Source organism: Mesorhizobium sp. M1338 (genome assembly GCF_040318045.1).
Taxonomy (GTDB): Bacteria; Pseudomonadota; Alphaproteobacteria; order Rhizobiales; family Rhizobiaceae; genus Mesorhizobium.
The window spans coordinates 30,651-51,409 of record NZ_JAMYLL010000042.1 but is presented as its reverse complement, the minus strand read 5'-3'; the positions used below and the strand labels follow the sequence as shown (position 1 = coordinate 51,409).

The following is a 20,759-nucleotide window of genomic DNA, read 5'->3' as shown; positions in this document are numbered from 1 at the left end:
GTCCACCTGCCCCCGGGGCGTTTTGTTATTGTTTTTCTGCCTCTTTTTGATTAAAAATCGGCGGGCTAGGTTGCTTTGGGTCGCCGGCCTTTTGGGCGCGTTCGCCTAGCCGGGCTCATTGAGGCGTTTCAGGAATTCAGCCAGATCTCCTTCGCGGGGCGCCCGGGCTAGCAACAGGCACCTTGTCTTTGATGAGTTTCGCCGCGACAACCGCCGGCAGTGGCATGAAGCAATAGCCGTGAGCGACGGCTGCGTCGTGAAGATCTTGCAGCGTCTCGAACGCGTGATCGTGGGTGCCGAGCCAGAGCGCCGGGTCGTCGGTCACGTCGTGGGGGAACGCCTGCAGGAAATAGGTCCGAAGCGGCGGGTCGTAACCGATGACAGCGTCTGAATCCGAGCGGCCCTGTCTGGTGGCGGTGCCAGTGACGGTGATGGTGTAGCGGCTCATTGCAACCTCCTTTTGCCGGTGGCGAGCCGACCCTTGCGGGGCCGGCCACCGATGCCTCACTGGGGGTTGTTCCAGAGGATGACCTTCTTGTTCTCCTCGCCGCCCGGGGCGGGTGCAAGATTGCCGAAGATCACGCCGATCTCGGGGGCTTCCAGCTTGACCGAGAGGTACTCCTCGCCCGAACGCTGGGAGATGCGGTGCCAGCCGGCTCCGATCTCGAAGCCTGTGCGCTTGTTGACGATCCGGTAGTCGGGCGCGTCCTCGCGCGACTTGTTGGTGTTCGGGATGAGGGTGATCGGGGCGTTGACCCGGAGCGTGGCAAAGACGCCTTCCATCGAGCCGTCGGCCTTGGTGGTGAGGTTTGCGATCGTGGTGGCCATGGTAGTTCTCCTTCGGTTGCATCGGGACCATTCCCGATGGCGCCAAAGGAGAGGGCCGTCCTGCTGCGGTCATCTCGGCGAAAATTCTGGAAAATTCTGTTTGCCGAAAAATAGCGGGCAGGCCCTTCGCCTGCCCGCGGACAAAAACAGAAATCGAATTTTCCTGAATTTTCGCCGAGTGTACCCCCAACGGGGGTTGACCGCACAAAGCAGGCGGTCGTCTACAAAGGCGACATGAAACGGGAATGGCCCCGGATGCGGCAGATGGAAAAGAACTCAGGCCGCCATCGCTTGGCCGACGCAACGCTGCCGGATCGAAGGAACAGGCTTACCCCGCCAGCCTCTCGGGTCATGTCGTCGGCATCGCCAACACATCGAACAGCAGCATGGCGCGTGAACCGCCTTGCGCGTTCGGTATGGCGGCACAGCGGTTTCGAGATCGAAGCCGGCTGGCAGCGAACTTCACGCCCCACGGTGGCGATGCCTCGCAGCCAGGTTGAATGACCAAGCAAGCCAGGATGTACGACACGCTGCACCCGCTTCAGATGCGAGACGGGCAAGATGATTGTCCTGCACAACGCCCTGCGGCTCTGCGCGTGGGCCGGTCTCGAAAGGGGCCGGCTCCGGCCGTTCATAAAAGTGAGTAAGCGGCGCGGGGTCGGATCAAGCATATCGGATCGGACCGGCCGGGCTGTCGGCGGAACCGGGCGTACATCATCCTGGCAGCGCCAGACGCTCGTCCGCCGTCATGCGCGCTTCGGCTTGGCGGCGAATGTCCGGACCGGCATGGCGGAGCATGGCGCACCAGTCTTGCACATTGTAGGTCATCGCCATGCTGCCTCTGGCCAGATCGTAAATGACGCAGGGCTTGTTCGCGATGGCGAGCCGAAGCACGTTGACGGCCGTCCCGGGTGATGCGCCGTCCCAGACCATCATGCCAAAGTCGGCGCGCCGCGCCATCTCCCGGTCCTTGGCGGCGTGGACCCAGTATCCTTCGGCGCCCTCAGGAGCAGGAACATGGTAGGCAGCCCAGTCGCCAAGATTGTTGCGGGGTTCCTTGCCGGCATGGAAGACCCCGACATGCTCGTAGCCGTAGCCCGCGAGCAGGCCCTGCACCTCGGCACCGGCTCCGGGCGCGTCGCCAATCAGCACGCCGTCCTCGGCAGCAACGATTGCGCCGATGCGAGCGATAGCAGGTTCCGGCAGCTCGAATATCTCGCGTGATCCACCTATGAATATCATCGACATGGTGACTTTCCCTTCTCTCCGCGTCCCCCGCCCCGCGCCGGCCGCCCTCTCGCCCTGGCCCTGCGCGAGGGATCGTCACCCGAAGGCCGAGACGGCGAAGCCGGCTCGAGCGGCGGGAGGCCGCGACGAGAGCCCGGCCGCCCGCAGGCCGGCGCGCCCGGACCCTGCCGCTGCCGGAGGCGTTACGCGCGCGGAGCTACTGGCCTTTGTCGGCCAGCCAGAGACTCACGTCCTGGATCGAGCGCATGAGCACCGACGGATTGTCCCGCGCGGGAATGAAGCCCCAGCTCTGCCAGTAGCGCTCGGCCTCGGCGTTGATCGCCCGCACCACCACCGCGCGGCCGCCGACGATGCCGGCGCCGGCGACGCAGCGATGCAGCGCGTCCTTGACCAGGCCGCTGCCGATGCCTTGTCCGGTATAGCGGCGGTCGACGGCGAGTTGTCCGATCAGCAGGCAGGGGATCGGATCGGGCGGGCGTCCGGTGCGGATAGCGCGCGGTGCGCTGTTTGGCTGGATCACGCCCGGCGCGAGGCCGTAATAGCCGACGACTGTTCCCTCGTCGTGAACGACCAGGACGCGGGTAAAACCGCGGGCCTGGTTCCTTCGCGCGAAGCCGGCCTGCCAAGCGTCGAGCGCCGGCTTGCCGCAATCGAAGCTGTCGAGGCGGTGCGCGTCGTCGAGGAGTTCGATGCCTGAAAGCGCCACCTAGCGGTCCCAGGGCGGGGACCGGCGCAGCCGCACGGCCGCCTTCGGCGGCGACGCAGCGGCGGGGGCTGAGATCGCCTGCATGAAGGCGTCATAGGCTTCCGGGGAGACGCGGATGACGGCTTCGTTGAGGATGGCCGCCTGCGCCTTTTGGAGGGCTGCGCGCCGCATGAACTCCGTGCGCGATACGCCGAGCAGCTCCGCGCCGCGGTCGATGATGGTGAGATCATCGTCGCGAAACCGCATCGAGACGGATATCTTCCTATTTACGGTGGCGGCCATGGTTGCGTTCCTGTGCTGGAATGGACATACGTCGGTGAAATGCAGCATGACACCGGATTTGCGTGACGAAGCCATTCCTGTTCCTGGGACCGGCGTACAGGCATGCGGAAACGGCGGACTGATCCGATCCGAGGTATGCTCCCTGCCGCGAAAAGAGAACGTCAATCCAGACGGCTGACGCGGCGGCCCTCGCTGCGCGCTTCGATAAAGGCGCCTGCGATCTTCATCATGAATGCCTTGCTGAAACGACCGAGGGGCTTACCGTCGGATTCGATGTACCAGGAGCGTTCGGCAATATCGTAGTTGTATTCGTCAACCACGATCCAGCAGCGTTTGAGATCGGTCAGACCGGCGCGGCGGCACTCGATAGCGGAGACTTCCAAACCGACCCGATCGCTGGTCGGTGGCTGGGTGGTTATCGCCAGGAGCGCGAGATGGGTCAGGCCGTCTCTTGCGCCGCGCACAGCGATGACCACGCAGGTCGGCCGGCTCTTGCGGCCTTCCGTTTCGCCGCGCTCCTGTTGCCATGCCCAAAGATACGGGTAGGAGATCACCTGACCAGGCAGAAATCTACCGCTCATCATCGTATCCTTCCCCGCGCGCTAGTCGGTCGATCTCGGCGGCGAAGAGTTCCGTGTGTTCCTCTGGCATCTCGGAGACATGGTATGCGCGGCGGGGATCGCCGCCGATGCGCATCCGTTCGTAGTGCTCGTAGCTCATCAGCACGAACCGGGGTTTCCGGTGCTTGGTGAGAATAACGGGTTCGCGGCTGGCAACGTCGGTGACGTCGCCAACCTGCTTGTTGAGATCCCCGGTCGTGAACTGGCGCATGGCTGGCCTCCTTACCAATCTCCATATTATCTGGATTTTCTGGATTTGCAAGAAAACGGCGCTCACGCGCCGCCCTCCGCGAACCGCCACACGGGGATGCCGAGCCGACGCGCCTTGTCGGCAAGGTTGTCGGTAATGCCGGAGCCGGGAAAGACGATCAGGCCGTAGGGCACCACGGAGAGAAGCTGGTCGTTGCGGCGGAACGGAGCCGCCTTGGCGTGCCGGTTCCAGTCCGGCTTGAAGGCGATTTGGGTGACCTTGCGGTTCTCGGCCCAGCAAGCGGCGATGCGCTCGGCGCCGCGCGGGCTGCCGCCGTGGAGCAGAACCATGTCGGGATGCTTCTCGCGAGCCTTGTCGAGCGCGTCCCAGATCCGGTCGTGATCGTTGCAGTCGAGGCCGCCGGCGAAGGCGATCTTGGTCCCGGCTGGAACGAGCACCTCGGTTTCGGCGCGACGGCGGGCGACGAGGAAGTCTCTGGAGTCGATCACCGAAGCGGTCATCGCCTGGTGGCTGACCTTGGAGCCGGTGCGCGGCCGCCATGCCGATCCGGTTTGTGCCTCGTAGAGGTCGGCGGCCTCATCGCGCATGATTTCGAGCACGTTGCGGCGCTCTATATAAGTGATGCCCTCGGCAGTGAGCCGCTCCAGCTCGACGGACTTCACCTCCGAGCCGTCCTGCTCCTGCTGGCTCGAGCGCTGCGCCTCCTCGTTGCGGTCGAGGCTCCGGGCGACGCGCTCGGCGGCGCGGTGGAAGAGGTTTGCGAAGGACCAGAGCAGGTCGTCAAGATCGGGCTCGAGCCTGGTGTCGCCGAGCATACCGGCGAACGTCTCGACGATACCGGCGAGGCCAGCCCGGATCACTTCGTCGTCGGGAAGTGACCGGGGATCGGGTTCGTCCTGATGCGGGCGATGGCCGTACATCTGCAGTTCGAGGATGACGCGGTCGGTAGGCGAGGAGGCGTGGAAGGGCTCGTAGGCGTCGTCGAAAGGAAGCTCGTAGGTCATGGCGTGTCTCCGTCGGTTGTGGCCGCGCCCATCGCGGCCTGACAGCGCATCCCGGCCGCGCCCCGGGCGCGGCCGCACCGAAGGCCGGAGCGCGAGCGGCGGACGGCGCAGCCGTTGCGGCCGTGACCGGGGGATGGCAGGGGTCGCCTCTCAGGCAGGCCGCGGGCGCGGCCTCTCTGGTGGAGCGCCGCTATGTCTGCAGGCTATCCGGCGACACCGCCCCTGCCCGGCTACTCGCCCCGCCCGTTCATCCGGCCGACAGGAAGAGACGGGCATCCTCCGGGACGAGCTGATCATGTAGCCGTGCTGCGAGGTGGGCCGGGCCGAGATGACGCAGATCGTCGTTGAAATCGCCGAGCTGCGGCCGCAACACCAGGGCGAGGACCCCTGACTCGCCCGCGCGCTGGCTGAGACGCTCGATGCCGTGCCGGCCGGCGGCGTCGGCATCGGCCGCGATGTAGAGGCGACGGCAGCCAGGTGGGAAGTTCAGGCCGGCGAGGTGATTGGCCGAGGTAGCCGCGGCCACCGGCAGCGCCGGCATCACAGTCCGTAGCGAGGCCATCGTCTCGAGGCCCTCGCCCGCGGCCATGATCGGTACGGGCGCACCGGGTTGGTGACCTAGCCAGATTGGGTTGCCAAGGAGATCCCCCAGCGAGCGGCGTGGATCCGCGAGTAGCGCCTTGCCTTGACCCGAAGGATCAAGCCAGGTGCGTTGCAGGCCGGTGATCTGCCCATCGAGATTGGTCACGGCGGCAATCAGCGCAGGAAGTGTATGCATCTCGCCCGTAACGAGATTCCTGTAGTAGCAGTCGGGATGGAAGCGCACGGCACGCTCATGCGTCGAAAGCAGAATGCCGCGACCGGCAAGATAGCGTTCGGCCAGCGTGCCGGCGATCGGCTGGGACATGGCGAACAGGCGACGCGCGGCCTCAGGGGAGCCGCGTTTCGCGGCTGGCTGGCACTGCGCGCCAAAGGGCTGAGACTGGTGCTGGGGCGGTGGCAGCGGCATGGAGAGAAAGCGACGCGCTTCATCTGCGATGTCACGGAACTCGACGAGGCCGCAATTTTCACGGATGACATCGAGCAGATCGCCGAATTCAGACGTCGCCTCGTCGACCCACCTACCCGCCGGGCCCCTAGCGTTTGCCCTCAGCCGCACATGCATGGAACGGCCGCGCGTGTTGCGGATATCGCCGACAATCCAGTAGTTGCCGGAGCGATGGCCGTTGCAGAGATATTCGCGGCACACCGCCTCGGCGTGTTCGCCAAGGCGGCGCGCCAGCTCGGAGGCCGAGGCGGTCATGATCGCCTCCCCTCAAACCGCCGAGGTACGGTCGGTGACCTCAACCAGCGTATGGCGATCGAGGAGCGCGGCGAGGATGGCGGATCCTTGCGCGGCCGTTGGGATGAACAGCCGGAGCTTCCAGGAGATTATTTCGGCGATCAGCCCCAGCGCCTTCAGCCGCGGAACCATGGCGTCGGTGAAGCCGATCAATTCGACACGGTAGTCGTTCATGACGCGGCTGCGGCGCAGAATCAGCCTATCGGCAAGCTGCAGTCCGATCCGCCCCTCGACAAGCCCGGTCCAGGCCTCGTCCGGTGCGAGCTTGGGTACATCGTCGAGCCCCAGATTGCGGAACATGGTCGCGACCAGAGTCGGCGCGATGTGGCGGCCGATGATGCGTTCGCCGGCATCGGTCTGGATCCGGTAGACCTGACAATCATGATCTGGCAGCCGACGCCAGATGGGCAATAGCAAACCCGTCACGATGTGAAAGGTGCTGGTGGTAAACTCCGGGACGGCGGCGACTTCTGCCTGCCACAGGTCGCAGAACAATTTTCGGTCGGTCGGCTGCCAGTGGGTTTCGGCAAGCGCGTCGAGACCGAAGCGCACCTCGTTCGTTGGCCGCAGCAAGCGCACGCGATACTCGACGGTCCCGTCGTCGAGCATCACGCTCGCCGTCGGCAGCCGGATCGCCGCACGGCTCGACCGCGTGTTGACCAACAGGATCGCTTGCGCCTCGGCCCGGACGATGGCCAGCGCGTCGACGAGGCCGAGCGGTCGGGTACGGTCCTTGCGCGCGACGGTCAGCACATGCGACTGCGCGCCCGAGACCGGGTGCGCGTAGACGGCGCGGCGATCGGTGACGACGATGCTCTCCGCCGTGATCGTCTCCAGTCCCTTGTCATAGTTTCCGGCGGCGATCGCGCCCTCAACCTTCGCCGTCATCAGTTGCTCGAACACTTCGAACAGCAGGTTCTGGGTCTCGATGCGCAGCGCCAGCAGGCGGTTGAGCCAGGTCGTGATCGGCGGCAGTTCGTCACGCAACCCACCCTCGTCAGTCGTCAGCGACAGCCCAGTCACGGTCTCGAAGGTCGTCAGCGAGCAGCCCTCGATCTTGCCTTGGTGCAACAGAAGATAGAACTGGCGCAGGGCAGCACGGGCATAGGGGCTTTCCAGATTGTCCTCGGAGCGGAACAGCCCTGCCCCGCCGGTCTGGCGCTGGCCGCGCGTGATCGCGCCCAGCGTGTCGAGCCGCCGCGCGATCGTCGACAGGAAGCGTTTGCCGGCCTTCACATTGGCGGCCATGGGCCGGAACAAGGGCGGTTGCTTCTGATTGGTACGGTGCGTCCGGCCGAGTCCCTGGATGGCGTTGTCGGCGCGCCAGCCGGCTTCGAGCAGATAGTGTTTGCGCAGCCTCTGGTTCCTGACCCCGAGATCGGCGTGATAGGAGCGACCTGTCCCGCCGGCGTCGGAAAAGATCAGAACGCTCTTGTCGTCATCCATGAACGCCTGCGTCTCGGCGAGATTGGCCGAGCCAGGGCGGTTTTCCACGGCCAACCGATCAATGCCGTCGCGGCCGGTCTTCTTCACGATGCGGCGCGAGCGGCCGGTCACCTCGGCAACGGTGTCGGTGCCAAAATGATGGATGATCTGGTCAAGGGCGCTGCCGACCGGTGGCAACGACGCAAGCCGCTCGATCAACTCGTCGCGCCGGCGAACCGCCTCGCGGCACTGGACCGGGTTGCCATCTTCGTCGTGAATGGGCCGCGAATAGAGGTTGCCTTCCGCATCCGAATATTCCTCGAACAACTGGGTCGGGAAGGAGTGCATCAAATACCCGCCGACATGCTCGCGCGGCGTCACATCGACATGCAGGTCCGACCATTCCTCGGTCGGGATCTCGGCAAGGCGTCGTTCCATCAGCGCCTCGCCGGTCGAAACGATCTGAACGACTGCCGCATGCCCGTCGACACGGTCCTGCTCGATCGCGCCGATCAGGGTCGGCGTCATCATCGAGGTGATGAGATGACTGAAGAAACGCTGCTTGGTGCTCTCGAAGGCCGAGCGCGCCGCCGATTTGGCGTTGCGGTTCAGCGTGCCGGCCTCGCTGGTGATGTTGGTCGCCTCGAGTGCGGCGGTCAGGTTGTTGTGAATGACCTGGAATGCATCGGCATAGGCGTTGTAGATACGGATCTGCTCCTCGCTCAGCTCATGCTCGAGGAGGTCATATTCGACACCGTCATAAGAGAGCGAGCGCGCCGTATAGAGGCCGAGCGACTTGAGGTCGCGGGCGAGCACTTCCATCGCAGCCACTCCACCGTCCTCGATCGCGGCGACGAATTCGGCGCGGTTGGCGAATGGAAAATCCTCGCTGCCCCAGATGCCGAGGCGCTGCGCATAAGCGAGGTTCTCGACGGCGGTCGCACCGGTCGCCGAGACGTAGACGACGCGGGCGTCGGGCAGCGCGTGCTGCAGCCGCAAGCCCGCCTTGCCTTGTTGCGAGGGCGCGACGTCGCCACGCTCGCTTTTGCCGCCAGCGGCGTTGGCCCTGGCGTGAGCCTCGTCGAAGACGATGACGCCATCGAAAGATTTTTTGGGTCCCGACGGGTTCTCTCCAATCCCTGTCTGGCTTTCTTTAATCCTCGTCTGGCTTTCGATCCTTCCCGCCGAGTTTTCCCCGTTCCCCGTCGGGCCTTCGTCCCTCCTCGTCTCTTGTCCGACCCAGTCGAGGATCTGGGCGATCCGGGATTTCTTGCCCTCCCGTTCCTGCGAGCGGAGCGTTGCGTAGGTCGTGAACAGGATGCCTTCGGCAAGGCCGATCGGTGTGCCCTGCCGATAGCGTGAGAGCGGCTGGACGAGGAGTTTTTCCTGGCCGAGTGCTGCCCAATCGCGCTGGGCGTCTTCCAGCAATTTGTCGGACTTGGAAATCCAGATCGCACGGCGGCGGCCCTGCAGCCAGTTGTCGAGGATGATGCCGGCGACTTGCCGTCCCTTGCCGCAGCCGGTTCCGTCACCCAAAAACCATCCACGGCGGAAGCGCACAGCGTTCGCAGCACCTTCTGGCGCGGCCGAGACGACATCGCAGGTCCCGTCAACCGTCCAGGCGCCGGTGAGATGGCCGCAATGGGCTTCGCCAGCATAGATGACGCTTTCGAGCTGGGCGTCCGATAGCAGGCCCTCGTCGATGATCGCATCAGGAAGAAGCGGCCGATAGGAAGGCTTCGGCGGTGCGACGGCGGCCATTGCGGCCGACTGGACGAGTGGCGTCGGATGCGGCTTGGCGCGGGGAATGTCGATCGACTGGAGCGCGTAGGGCTCGTAGATCGTATCGGTGATGCGACCGCCCTCCTCCGGCATCCAGTCGCGCAGTTCATAGGCGAGGGGGACAGCCGGCGTGCTGTTTGCCATGACCTGGCGGGCGGGCTTTGCCCGCGCAGTCGGGCGGACCGATTGGATGGCCTTCGGAGCAGCCGTTGAGACACCGAGGAGGGCGGCTCTCGCTCCCGATCGGGCACCCATGTGCATGGCGGCATTGCGCACGATGCCACTGGACAATGCACCGATCGAGTCCGGAAAGCCGCCCGGTGTCCGGGGCGGCAGATCCGTGATCCAGGAGAGCAGCTTCTCGACATCCTTGGCCTTGCCGGGCGACCGGACGAAGTCGGTCGGGTCGGCGACCGGTACCTTGTCGATAATTGTCAGGCGGGTCTCGGCTGTCGTCCCATGGCGGGCGTAGACACGGCCGTCGATCGCTGCGGTGAAGATGACGGTGCCCTGCTGCTGCAGCCGCTCGAAGGCGGGCCGCCATTTGGGGTTTTCGGGAGACAACCCGGTGCCGGTCACGGCAACGAGGCGTCCGCCTGGACGCAGGCGTGCGAATGCGGAGGAGAGGTGCCGCCATGCCGCATCGGCGACGTGGCCGTCGACATGGGCGCCGACGGTGAAGGGCGGATTCATCAAGACGACGGACGGCTTGATCGCAGCATCGAGATGATCGTCGATATTCGCAGCGTCGTGCCGTGAGACGGGGAATCGGGGAAACAGCAGGCCGAGGAGATCGGCCCGCGTGCCGGCAAGCTCGTTGAGGGCGATCGAGGCGCGCGCCATCTCGGCATGGACGGCGAGCAGACCGGTGCCGGCCGAGGGTTCGAGCACGAGGTCGCAAGATGCGATCGCCGCAGCGTGCGCTGTGACGAAGGCCAGCGGCAAGGGCGTGGAGAGCTGCTGCATGGCTTGGCTCTCATCGGAGCGCCGTGTGTGGGTCGGAAGAATTTCGGCGATGCGTTTCATCATCGCCAGCGTTGCCTGCGGCGTGGTGGACCGGGACAGAACCGCAGGGCCGAACCGGCGCAGAAACAGCACCTGGGCGACTTCGAGCGCCTCATAGGCGTCCTTCCAGACCCAGAACCCTTGTGCATCGCTGCCGCCGAAGCTGTCCATCATGGCGGTGCGCAGTGCGGCGGTGGTGACAGCCTTGCCCTGTTCGACGAAAGGCAAAAGCCGCATTGCCGCCTGGTGGATCGCCTGGGCGATGGCGTCTTGTGCCGGCGCGGCGAGGGAAGCAGCCGTCCGGGCAACGGTGGATGTGGTCGAAACAATGTTCATGGCGATGTCCTTTGCGAGAGGGGAGTGGCGCCCGCGGCGGCACTCTCTCCGCGCCAGCCGGGCCGCACTTCTCCGGCTCCCCTCTGCCTCTGGCGCCGGTCCACACGGGTTGCGCTCTGTGCAAAGTCGTGACTCAATGCGCGGACAGGGATGCGGCGGCGACCTGGAGCTGCGGAGGAGATGCGACGGTTCAGAATTGGTCGTGCGGTCTACGAGGAGGGAGCGCCTCAGGCGGCGCTGGCGAACGCCTATGCCCGCACCGAGCGTCCGCTATGCCTGTGCCGCGAGCCGGGCTGCCCGATGTACATCGCCCGCATCGGCGACCTTCATCTGATCAAGCGCATGCCGCTGAGCGGCGGCGGGCATGATCCATCCTGTGATTCCTATGAATCCCCTTACGAACTGTCCGGGCTGGGCGCGCTGATGGGCAACGCGATACAGCTCGATCCGCAAAGTGGCATGGCGGCGCTAAAGCTCGATTTCAGCCTGTCCAAGACGGGGAGCCGGGCAGCGTCCGTGCCTGTTGGCGAGAGCTCCGCGACTGTAACCGGAGACCCCAGGAGGATGTCGCTGCGTGGCCTCCTTCATTATCTCTGGCACGAGGCCGAATTGACGGTCTGGACATCCCGATGGGCCGGCAAGCGACATTGGTGGAATGTCCGCTGGCACCTTCTTGATGCTGCGGGGCAAATGACGGTGAGGGGCGGACCGCTCGCGGATATCCTGTTTGTGCCCGAGCCATTTCGCGCCGAGAACAGGCAAGCGATCGAACATCGCCGCAACGCGGTTCTCGGCATGGCGCTGCCGCCGAAATCCGGTCCCCGAAAGTTGCTCGTCCTGGTTGGCGAGGTGAAGGAGATCGTGCCCGCCCGCTCCGCTCAGAAAATCGTCATCAGGCACCTGCCCGGCTTCCCCTTCATGATCGACGATGCATTGCATCGGCGTTTGCAGACACGTTTCGAGAAGGAGTTGTCGCTGTGGGAAGCGGATTCGAGCTCACATCTCATATCGATCGCAACCTTCGGACTGAACCCGGCCGGCATCGCCACTGTCGAAGAAATCGCGTTGATGGTGGTGTCCGAGAACTGGATTCCTTATGAGACGGTCCCGGAGAAAAGGCTCGTCAATGGGCTTTCCCGTCTTCGCGAGAAGAGCGTGAAGGGATTGCGCTATGACCTGCAACCCGACCAGCCGATCGCCAACGCGTTGCTTCTGAACAGGGACGAGCCGATCGCGCTCTTTGTCGTTCCGGCAGGAGCAGACGAGAGCTTCGAAACGTCGCTCAACAAAATGATCGCCACGCGTCCGGAGATCGGCTCTTGGGTGTGGCGGGTCGGCGAAGGCGATATGCCGCCGCTGCCGCTCTGAGCTTCGGCGGAATTTCCGGCGATGCTTCAGTATGTCTTACGCAAGGCCCAGCTTCTTCTTGAGCTCGGCATTTTCCTTGCGCAGTCGGTCGGCAAGCAGATTCTTGAGGCGCTTGTTTTCTTCTTCGAGCGCGACAAGATCGCGGAGATCGCCGCTGTCTGCGGCTGGCGCTGCAACCTTCTTCCACTGATAATAGGTCTGCTCCGAAATACCGGCCTGACCTGTGGCGCTCTTGATGCTGGCGCCGCCACCAATCAACTTCTCGATCTGGCTGAGCAATTGGCCGCGTTCCTTCACGGAGTAGATCTTGCGCGCCTTGCGAACTGTCGCGGGAGGGTCAGTTGCTGCAGGCGCGGACTTGATGGCCGCCTTTCGCGCAGAAGCTTTTGGCTGGGCCTTGGCTGCTTTCGATGCCCTCTTCTTTACTTCAACTGTTTCTGCTTTCGCAGGCAATTCGATGGTGGTCTGCACTGATTCAATTCCCCGGGATTCGGCCATAAGGTGCTCCGCTGGCGGTTTATACCCATCCTCAACATCAATGGGTGCCACGTCAGAGTCAATAAGCTGTCGATCTGGCAATTCCATCTCCTTCTCAGACACTCTCGTCGTTTCAGCGACAATTCCGGACAGGTCGACGTCGCCCCAGATCGAGTGGCTCTGCTTGGAATTGCGCCGCTTCTGTTTGACCTCCACGACAAATGGACGGGTCTGATGCTTCATTGTCTCTTCCTTGGTGAGAACGACTTGGGTCAGTCGATGTGTCGTCGCATGGTGAAGCTACGGATCTATTGGTCCTCGCCCCACATTTCCCGGCGAGCCTTACCGGACAAGGCCATCGACGGGCAAGCGACGTTTGAACCAGTTCGTCTTCTAACAACCGTTTTGACCGCGCGTCCAAGCGACTTCGTTCGAGCAAGGCACCGAAATATTGATCGTTCGACTTATAAGCGGCGGCCCGCTGGCGTCGTCCGACATTTTGCGCAAGCCGATTGCAATTGCCGTTCTTTTGCGGGCAATTTCTCTTATGGCGGCGGATGAATTGGATGCGGTGGTTTTCCAGATGGCGGTCGAAAGCGTCCGCGCGCTACCGATCAGCTTCAGCGAAAAGGCGGAGAAAATAGCCGCCATAAGCCGCGGCGCCCTGCTTTTCGACGTCCGGATCGATGGTGATGCGGCGATCCAGCGGGTCGCAGCCATAAGATACCAAAGCGATCAAACGGGCGTTCTGGCTCTGGAGAAGCAAGGGCTCGTGACCCGTCATTGCCTGATAAACGGTGCTTTCTCAAGCTTCATCGGGCCATTGGAGGCCTGGACCAGCCAGCCACTGTCGACGCAGGCAAAGACGGATATCGCAGGCCATGCCAGCCTTTTCATCGGTGCCTTGCGAAATGCGGGTTATATGCGGCTTAGCTAACATTTGCTTAAAATGCATCTGTGGATATTTGCACCCCATTAGCCCCTGCATGGCACGAAAGCTGTGGGCGGCAATGACGGAGCGAGCGGTGACCAGCGACTTATCAGCTGCCCGTATCCATCTAGAGCGTGCCTGTTACTATCTCCAGGGCACTGTCCACACGAGGGTAGAGGCAAGGCAGGCTCTGGATCTGTTGATCGAGGCCGTCGCGGTGGCCGAATGCTCGCACCCGGTTGCGGAAGCCGTGCCGTTCCGAAAGGGTTTTGCTACTGCGCCGCGAGCCGCTGACTAACCACCTTTGATGCGGTCGACATTATTAGTGGTAATGCCGATTTCGTCGATTGCAGCTGCCTAGCCTGCTGATCGAACCGGGCGCAGAATTCAGCCTTCCCCGTCTCGCGCGACCGTCGTGCGGCGTCGGGCAGCCTTTCGGGTCGGAACATTTGCAAGCCGTTCGGCCGCTGCCTCGACCGAAGCAAGCGAGGTCGGCGACTGTCGGCGCACCGGGTGGCGTTCGCCGGTGGCGATGCCGATCCGGAGCGCCCATTTCGGCCGAGTAAGCGGAGTGCGCCTCGCGCGGAGGTTTCGCTGCCGACAAGGGGGCTTACGAACGGTCCGCATCATCACCTCCCCTGCGTGAGTTTCGGAGCGGTAGCGAGACCGATAAGAGTTCATCGATCTCCTTATCGGAGAGGTTCTCAAGAAGCTTGAGGACAGTGCCTTGCGCACCGGCGTTGACGAGAATGGTGGGCTTGCCTCGGTGTTCGGCCGGCCAGGCATCGGGATCCACATTGCCGGCAATGCCCTTGAGGTCGGGATGCGTAGCGTTCCAGATCGCTTCGAGCTTCTCCTCACGTGTCATGCTGTCGGCGGCCCCTGTTTCATGAGCGATGATGGCTGCGCGCATGGCGTCCGGGCTGCGCTTGTCGGAAAGATCGCAGAAGCCATGGAACCAGCGTTCACGAGTACGGATCCTGACCGCAAAAAAGACGCTGGTGACGTACCCGGCCTTGTATTCGGACATTCCAAACATGCCGGTGCGCATGAAAAGCGGCGGCAAGAGGCCGAGCATGAAATGGTATGTCGAGGCTGTTATCTCGAACCATTCGCCGGCATAGGGAGTGCCCGACAAAGGATCGATGCCGGGCGTATGGCGATGCCTGTCGAACAGCTGAAACATCTGTTCGCGGCTGGCGATCCCCTCGCGGACTTTGCGGAAAGCTGGATGGTCGGTCATGGCTTTGCTTCCAGAATGGCCGAGCCGACCGCTCGCGCGACAAGACGCGGGCAGTGGACGATCGGCGGATTGAAGGGAAGTCCGGCGCCCCGTGGAGCCGGAGGTGAGGCTGCATGGTCAGGCTACGGCGCGGAGCCGAGCTGGATGAGTCGATCTAAAGACGGTGGTCGGTGGCGACGGGGCCAACCGCTGCGTATTGCCGGCCCCGCTCAATCGCCGGTGTCAATCGAGTTGGTGCTCGCGCACTAGGACGCCGCGAGCAAGATGTCACCAGTCATAGGCGGGCAGACCGTCCACCTGGTCGGCGTCGCAATCGAACAGGATGTATTCGCAACCTTGCCTGCGCGCCCAGGTCATGACGTCGAAGAGATCGGCGGGAATGGCGTTCTCGCCGGGGCCGGAGTTCTCGTCGTGTGCGTAAACGAACCATCCGTATTCGGCATAGGGCCCGCCGGCGCATGGCCAGTCCTTCGCCGGGGTATGGTCAAGCCGTTTCGCGGTGGCTTCCGAAACATGCGCCGTGGAGACAACGACGAACTTGTGGATCTCGAGGTCCTTCATCGACCGGGCCCTCCGATTTGACATGGCGACAAGCGCCGCCGAGCGACTTTGCGCCGGCGATACCACCGGGTCATTGGTTGCGAGGGGAAAGGCCAGGCGGCGCGGAACCCGGATGCGCTCGAATTCTCAGGACCGACGCCTGTGATCGCGTGCACCGTCGCGGCGAGTGCAGGAATGTCATCAAGCATGGTGAGCGCGACAAAATGGTTGGAGCCGCCGGTGTAGTCCTCCCGGCTCTTGCACGTCCGGATCATGATACCGTGGCCGGAGGAAAGCCCGAACTGGCCGATCTGGATGTAGGCGCGATCGTGGTGCAGGGTGACTTCGCCTGATACAGCCACTCCGGCCTTGTTGGAGCGGATGTCAAAGCTGCCAGGCGAAAGACCAAGCTCGGTGGCGAGCCTCCTCAATCTTGCACGTGCCGTCGTGTGAAAGCGTCTTTTTTGCTGCTCATCATAGGAACAGCTCTTTTCCCACTGGAACATAGAGATCTCCATGAAACGAGGCATACCCGGCATGCGGGTGTCCGCGTCGAAACAAGATGAAAGGCCCGGCTTGAGTGCCGGGCCTTGAGCGGAATGATGGTGTGACTTATTCGGCGGCGTGGAGCTGATCGTTCTCGTCGCCGTCTTTGGCCACTGGCTCACCGGTTGATGGCCGGGCGTCAGTTTCAAGGAACGCCGGCAGATCACTCACGGTCTCGTCCGGATGGCCGGCGAGCGTGCCACCGTCCGCCGATTGATCGACGGGCTCGGAAGTGCCGTCGCCGGAAAGACGCAGCGGTTCGGGCAGCCAGTTCGACCCCTCAAGAAGACGGGCCGCTTCACGGGCCATGATGTCCTTCTTCATGTGGTCGATCAGCTGTGCGGAGTCTGCGCCACGAGCTTCACGGACAGCCTGTAGAATCCGCGCCTTGGTGAGCCGCCCGAGGAACTCGACCGTAGGCGTCCAGCCGGCGTCGACCATGTCGAACTGAAGCGAGCGACCGAGCACATCTGCATGCTCGAGCGCCTTCCCTCGCCTATTCCAGGGTTCGACCACCGCATTGAGGGTCAGCGAGACGCAGTGCGCGAACAGCGCCTTACGGCTTGCTTCGTCGAGGCCGAGAAGGAAGTCCCACAGGCCTTCCGCCTCATCGGGCAGATCGCGGTCCCAGGCTTCGTGCCGCTCGGCGATCTCTTTGGCCCAGGATGTCTCGGCAAGACCGTCGACCTGGCTGAAGCTGCCGCTCTTCAGGCTGATCTCCAGGCACGTGTCCGGCGCGAAGCGATAGAAGACCTGCAGGACGAAGGCATGGAGTGCGGCGACGATGGCCATGTCGACGTCACCGGCGAGCGCGTTGCGCAATGCCAGCGTCCGCTGCGCGGTCAGGTCGAAGACGAGCCGATCGGGCAGCGGCTTGATGCCATCGTCCTCGCCGTCGTCGCCAGAGCCGTCACCCACCGGCTTGCCGTTGACGACAACACCTTCGCCATCGTCGTCGTCATTGGATCCGGTTCCGCCGTCGGCGCCCCCTTCTTCGCCTTCATCGACATCGCCGGTTTCGGCCCGCGGCTCGTCCTCGGACCGCACAAAACCGGCGTCGACCTGGAGCTTGCCGTTCGCGGCAAGCGTAACGAACACACCGGCAATGGCCTTCTGGGCGGAATCGTAGCTTTGAGGGCGATCATCGATCGCATCGAGCTCGGCGCCCAGCTGGTCGAGCTTCGCCTCGATTGTCTCGTCGGCGTCCTCGGCCCGGGCATAGTCCGCATCCAGCTTGTCGTATTCGGCCTTCAGCGCGTCGTAGCGTTCGATCTCCTCGGCGCTCAGTTCCTGCGCTTCGGCGTAGATGCGCCGCATGCCGGAGGTGTGGCCATAGGGAAAGCTGATCGCCGCCTCGACCCATTTCCAGCCTCCGGCGCGGATCGCCTCGGCATCCACCTTGAGCTTGTCGAAGACGAGCTGCTCGAGGAGCGCCGCATCCTGGAACCAACCGCCGGCATCCTGCTCGAACAGGTCGCGAAGGATGACGCCGCCGGCCGCCTCATAGCCCTCGGCGCCGACATAGACGGCACGGCGATCATCGGCCCGGACCGTAGTCTCAGTCAGCAGGCGCCTGATGTAGTATGGTTCCTGCATGTGCGAGCTGGAAATCCGCTCCCAGACCTGCTCCTGGCGCGCGTGATCGTCCGAGATCGAAAACGCCATGATCTGTTCGAGCCGGATTTCGTCCTTCTCGTAAAGATCGAGAAGTTTCGGTGACACCGAGGCCAGCCGCAGGCGTTGCCTCACCGTCGCCGGCGACACGAAGAAGCGGGCGCCGATCTCCTCCGGATCGAGGCCCTGATCGCTGAGCGTCTTGAAGGCCCGAAACTGGTCGAGCGGGTGCAGGTCGGCGCGCCGCAGGTTTTCGGCAAGAGAGTCCTCTTCGGCCGAGGTCTCTTGCCCGCGGTTGACGATGCAGGGGATTGGCTCGTTCTTCGCCAGGCGCTTTTGCTTGATGAGGATGCCGAGCGCGAGATAACGCCGGCCGCCGGCGGGCACCTCGAACGTGCCCGTCTCCTCGCCCTCGCCGCCGAGCACGGGACGGACGTTCAGGCTCTGGATCAACTTTCGCCGTCCGATGTCTTCGGCCAGCTGCTCGATCGACACGCCGTCCTTGATGCGCCGGACATTCTTCTGCGACAGCGTTAGCTTGTCATAGGGAATGTTTTCCGCGGCGTTCATTGCAATCTTCTGAATGGCGTTCTTTGCCATGGTCAGGTTCTCCATGACGGGCGGCCCGGGGCCTCTCCCCGAACCTCCAAGCCCGTCAGGAAACTCCCCTCCCCCTCTGCCTCCAAATCTCACGCCGGCGCTGCCCTGCCTGGCTGCCGCAAAGCTTCGCTGGACTGCGGACGGCAGAGTGACTATATATCTTCCATCAATGTGGAAGGATTACTGTCATGCCGGGGTTTAGTACCGAAGTGCTCACCGCCAATGAGGCGGCGGCGGTAACGCAGGTGCCGCTCAAGCAGGTGCATCGCATTATCGATGCCGGATTGCTACACGGCCGTGTCGAGACACGCCGCGGCAGCCGCGTCATCATCGGAGCCGGTCTCGTCGGCCTACGCCTCGCCTGGCTGACGGCGGAGACGCTGACGCCTGCCGCGCGGCGGCGGATCGTCGAGCACGCCATTGCCGATGATGCTGCGTCCGTGGTCGCGGACGATCCGCTTAAGGTCGACCTGAAGCCGATCACCGCCGGGGTAAGGACCGGCCTCAGCCGACTGAGGAAAGCCAAGGCCATGGTGGCGCGCGATCCAGCGGTACTTAGCGGTCATCCGGCCTTTGTTGGAACACGCGTGCTTGTTCATGACGTTGCCGACATGCTCGCCAATGGCGATACGCCCGAGACGATCCGTGCCGCCTATCCGCAACTGACTCTCGACCAGATCGGGCTCGCGGCCGACTTTGCGCTCGCCTATCCGCGGCGTGGCCGTCCGCCCGTCAAGCCGGCGTGGCGCAGCACGGCGGCGAAGTCGACACGCACAATCCGTCTCGACGATCTGCCAGCCGTTTCGTGAAATTCCTGATCGACGAATGCCTAAGCCCAGAGCTTGCGAAACTGGCGCGCGAACGTCGAGCCATGTGCGCTGGCTGGGCCTCGCAGGCGCCAAGGACCATTTGGTGACCCGGCGCGCGGTCGATGATGGCTATGTGCTCGTCACGCACAACACGACCGACTTTCGCGACCTCTATCGCCGCGAGGAGCTGCATGTCCGGGCTGGTCGCCTTCAACACCGCCCCTGGCCTGATGAGCCTCGATCTCCAGCGCCGGCTCGGCGCAAAAGGAAGAAGCTGGCGAGCGCGAGCACCACTGCCGTGACATCGCCGATCATATGGTGCCATGCCGCGCTTATCGAGCGCATGGCGGCATTTCCGAGGGAGCCGGCAAAGCCGGCCAGCGCCGCGGCAGCGCTCATCACATCGGAAAGGAAGACCGAGACCAGCAACGCGATCGGGAGAGGAATCAACATCGCCTGGATTGGGTGTCCGCCAATCTTGGCGGTAGTAGCGACGCCCAGGAGGTGATTTGTCTTTGGCATATCTACTAACATCGGGTTCAGCCGAGCGTTCCCGCGGCGAAGAGACGTCCATCGTCGCAGCGAGCAATCTCCTCAAGGCTGACTGAGATCCGCCCAGAGCGCGTCTAGCGCTCTGTCACCAGGAACGCTCAAACAGGCGACGCAGGGCAGACATGACCGTTGGCCAACACGCAAGAACAGACGCGGACGCTCAGGGAAAGCCAGCCCGTGAAGCGCGCGTGGCACCGACGTCGGAACCCCGCCCAGAGGTGCGGACTTCGTCTGTGGCGACGGCTCCGCGGCACGGTCTGCAGCAGGGGCCGGCATCGGGGCGCTCGGTCCACTGGTTCCGCGGGCGGAGTAGTGCGGGCGCCGCATTGAAGGGCACAGCTGGCGGCGGTGTTGCGCCGGATAAGTCAGCGGTTCTCAAGCCTGCCGTGCCGATCAAGAAATCGGTCACTCCGGACTACATTGTCAGCCTTGAGGACGGGAAGAAGTTCAAGTCGTTGAAACGCCATCTCGCGACCCACACTACAACCTGACGCCCGGCGAATATCGCACCAAATGGGGCCTGCCAGCGGACTACCCGATGGTCGCGCCGAACGATGCCGCAGCGCGCTCGGCATTGGCCAAGACGATGGGACTCGGCCGAAAGCCGACAGAACCGGAAAAGCCGGCGCCGGTGAAGCGGACGCGCAAGAAGACCGCGGCCTGATTGCTGCAGATTCATCGGCCTACGTAGTCCGGACACAAAAAAGGCGGGAGTAACCCCGCCTTTCCTTTGCAAAGAAGGCTTGCAGCAATCTGCTGCGCCGGCCTTCCGATTGAACCATATTCCCGCGCGCTCTTGTCGAGCGACTGCCAGTACATCCGTGACTTGCCGCGTCGTTCCGGCTTGTGCCGGGCCGCGCGAGAAACAATTAGCCTGCTTTGCTGAGATTGCCCGCTGAGGACTTGCCCGTACGGCGGTCCTGCTCGATCTCAAAGTTAATCTTCTGGCCATCGACGAGGGTCGAAAGACCCGCGCGTTCGACAGCGGAAATATGGACGAAAACGTCCTGACCACCATTATCGGGCTGGATGAATCCAAAACCCTTGGTGCTGTTGAACCACTTCACGGTTCCAGTCGCCATATGCGTATTCCTTCGTAACAATTGCAGCGTGATCCGGCGATGAAGCCGAACCGGTTCATATCGAGACTTTGGAGATAGATGCAGCAAAAGCGAGAAATCGCAAGGCCCGGATCGATCGGCCGAAAATATCAATAGCCTCTAAATGGGGCTGCGCGATAGCTGCTGCAAGAGGCAAAAGGCATGCCTCCCTCGCAGCACATTTCTTGGA

At 63.5% G+C, this 20,759-nt stretch carries 20 protein-coding genes and 2 pseudogenes; 5 read left to right on the top strand and 17 right to left on the bottom strand.

Translation table 11 applies throughout. From position 1 onward, the window contains the following. Positions 1-136 precede the first annotated feature (136 nt). From NKH19_RS26280 to NKH19_RS26235, 10 genes are all read right to left on the bottom strand, one after another. Positions 137-448, bottom strand: a complete 312-nt coding sequence (locus NKH19_RS26280; RefSeq protein ID WP_352983057.1) for a hypothetical protein — start codon at positions 446-448, stop codon at positions 137-139. Positions 449-504: 56 nt separating this feature from the next. Continuing rightward, positions 505-828 (bottom strand): DUF736 domain-containing protein, encoded by a 324-nt coding sequence (locus NKH19_RS26275; protein WP_006205585.1) that lies wholly within the window; start codon positions 826-828, stop codon positions 505-507. A 714-nt stretch (positions 829-1,542) separates the two neighbouring features. Then, positions 1,543-2,076, bottom strand: coding sequence for a hypothetical protein (locus NKH19_RS26270; protein WP_352873117.1), 534 nt, complete (start codon positions 2,074-2,076; stop codon positions 1,543-1,545). A 196-nt stretch (positions 2,077-2,272) separates the two neighbouring features. Continuing rightward, on the bottom strand, positions 2,273-2,782 hold the full coding sequence (locus NKH19_RS26265; RefSeq protein WP_352873115.1) for a GNAT family N-acetyltransferase: 510 nt from the start codon (positions 2,780-2,782) through the stop codon (positions 2,273-2,275). Continuing rightward, the gene (locus tag NKH19_RS26260; RefSeq protein WP_352873114.1) at positions 2,783-3,139 is read right to left on the bottom strand and encodes a type II toxin-antitoxin system TacA family antitoxin; all 357 of its coding nucleotides are present in this window, start codon (positions 3,137-3,139) and stop codon (positions 2,783-2,785) included. It lies immediately after the preceding gene. A gap of 86 nt (positions 3,140-3,225) precedes the next feature. Next, positions 3,226-3,645: a hypothetical protein gene (locus NKH19_RS26255; protein WP_352873121.1), complete on the bottom strand. Its 420-nt coding sequence runs from the start codon at positions 3,643-3,645 to the stop codon at positions 3,226-3,228. After that, positions 3,635-3,895, bottom strand: coding sequence for a type II toxin-antitoxin system prevent-host-death family antitoxin (locus NKH19_RS26250; RefSeq protein WP_057143280.1), 261 nt, complete (start codon positions 3,893-3,895; stop codon positions 3,635-3,637). Before NKH19_RS26250 ends, NKH19_RS26255 begins: the two co-directional genes overlap by 11 nt. A 62-nt stretch (positions 3,896-3,957) precedes the next feature. Continuing rightward, on the bottom strand, positions 3,958-4,899 hold the full coding sequence (locus NKH19_RS26245; protein WP_352873113.1) for a DUF2493 domain-containing protein: 942 nt from the start codon (positions 4,897-4,899) through the stop codon (positions 3,958-3,960). A gap of 247 nt (positions 4,900-5,146) precedes the next feature. After that, the gene (locus NKH19_RS26240) at positions 5,147-6,202 is read right to left on the bottom strand and encodes a DUF7146 domain-containing protein (protein ID WP_352873111.1); all 1,056 of its coding nucleotides are present in this window, start codon (positions 6,200-6,202) and stop codon (positions 5,147-5,149) included. A gap of 12 nt (positions 6,203-6,214) precedes the next feature. Next, positions 6,215-10,789: a strawberry notch-like NTP hydrolase domain-containing protein gene (locus NKH19_RS26235; RefSeq protein ID WP_352873110.1), complete on the bottom strand. Its 4,575-nt coding sequence runs from the start codon at positions 10,787-10,789 to the stop codon at positions 6,215-6,217. A 180-nt stretch (positions 10,790-10,969) separates the two neighbouring features. Here NKH19_RS26235 and NKH19_RS26230 point away from each other — a divergent pair, with 180 nt between their 5' ends. Beyond that, positions 10,970-12,157 (top strand): DUF1173 domain-containing protein, encoded by a 1,188-nt coding sequence (locus NKH19_RS26230; RefSeq protein WP_352873109.1) that lies wholly within the window; start codon positions 10,970-10,972, stop codon positions 12,155-12,157. Positions 12,158-12,193: 36 nt separating this feature from the next. Here the strand turns inward: NKH19_RS26230 and NKH19_RS26225 are convergent, their stop codons facing one another. After that, entirely contained in the window at positions 12,194-12,877 is a 684-nt protein-coding gene (locus NKH19_RS26225) for a transposase (protein WP_352873108.1), read from the bottom strand. 304 nt (positions 12,878-13,181) lie between these two features. On the opposite strand from NKH19_RS26225, the gene NKH19_RS26220 reads away from it, so the two are divergent. Next, positions 13,182-13,571, top strand: a complete 390-nt coding sequence (locus NKH19_RS26220) for a hypothetical protein (protein ID WP_502911038.1) — start codon at positions 13,182-13,184, stop codon at positions 13,569-13,571. 604 nt (positions 13,572-14,175) lie between these two features. On the opposite strand, the gene NKH19_RS26215 is transcribed toward NKH19_RS26220, so the two are convergent. The 4 genes from NKH19_RS26215 to NKH19_RS26200 all read right to left on the bottom strand — a co-directional run bounded on the left by NKH19_RS26215 (position 14,176) and on the right by NKH19_RS26200 (position 18,108). Continuing rightward, positions 14,176-14,808, bottom strand: coding sequence for a DUF1419 domain-containing protein (locus tag NKH19_RS26215; RefSeq protein ID WP_352873105.1), 633 nt, complete (start codon positions 14,806-14,808; stop codon positions 14,176-14,178). A gap of 267 nt (positions 14,809-15,075) precedes the next feature. Beyond that, complete coding sequence (locus NKH19_RS26210; RefSeq protein ID WP_352873104.1) at positions 15,076-15,369, bottom strand: DUF5983 family protein; 294 nt, start codon at positions 15,367-15,369, stop codon at positions 15,076-15,078. Continuing rightward, complete coding sequence (locus tag NKH19_RS26205; RefSeq protein ID WP_352873103.1) at positions 15,366-15,854, bottom strand: hypothetical protein; 489 nt, start codon at positions 15,852-15,854, stop codon at positions 15,366-15,368. Before NKH19_RS26205 ends, NKH19_RS26210 begins: the two co-directional genes overlap by 4 nt. Before the next feature lie 106 nt (positions 15,855-15,960). Then, positions 15,961-18,108 carry a ParB/RepB/Spo0J family partition protein gene (locus tag NKH19_RS26200; RefSeq protein WP_352873101.1) on the bottom strand — a complete coding sequence of 716 codons (2,148 nt, stop codon included), beginning with the start codon at positions 18,106-18,108 and terminating at the stop codon, positions 15,961-15,963. Between the two features lie 188 nt (positions 18,109-18,296). Here NKH19_RS26200 and NKH19_RS26195 point away from each other — a divergent pair, with 188 nt between their 5' ends. Further along, a complete protein-coding gene (locus NKH19_RS26195; protein WP_352873100.1) occupies positions 18,297-18,917 on the top strand; it encodes a DUF433 domain-containing protein in 621 nt (206 codons plus the stop codon). A gap of 16 nt (positions 18,918-18,933) precedes the next feature. Then, positions 18,934-19,089 (top strand): annotated as a pseudogene (locus NKH19_RS26190) (DUF5615 family PIN-like protein); the annotation flags it as partial. 38 nt (positions 19,090-19,127) lie between these two features. On the opposite strand, the gene NKH19_RS26185 reads toward NKH19_RS26190, so the two are convergent. Continuing rightward, positions 19,128-19,370, bottom strand: coding sequence for a hypothetical protein (locus tag NKH19_RS26185; RefSeq protein ID WP_352873122.1), 243 nt, complete (start codon positions 19,368-19,370; stop codon positions 19,128-19,130). A gap of 422 nt (positions 19,371-19,792) precedes the next feature. On the opposite strand from NKH19_RS26185, the pseudogene NKH19_RS26180 reads away from it, so the two are divergent. Next, positions 19,793-20,133 (top strand): annotated as a pseudogene (locus tag NKH19_RS26180) (Ros/MucR family transcriptional regulator); the annotation flags it as partial. 205 nt (positions 20,134-20,338) lie between these two features. Here the strand turns inward: NKH19_RS26180 and NKH19_RS26175 are convergent. Further along, positions 20,339-20,551 (bottom strand): cold-shock protein, encoded by a 213-nt coding sequence (locus NKH19_RS26175; RefSeq protein WP_282753690.1) that lies wholly within the window; start codon positions 20,549-20,551, stop codon positions 20,339-20,341. Between the last annotated feature and the right edge of the window lie 208 nt (positions 20,552-20,759).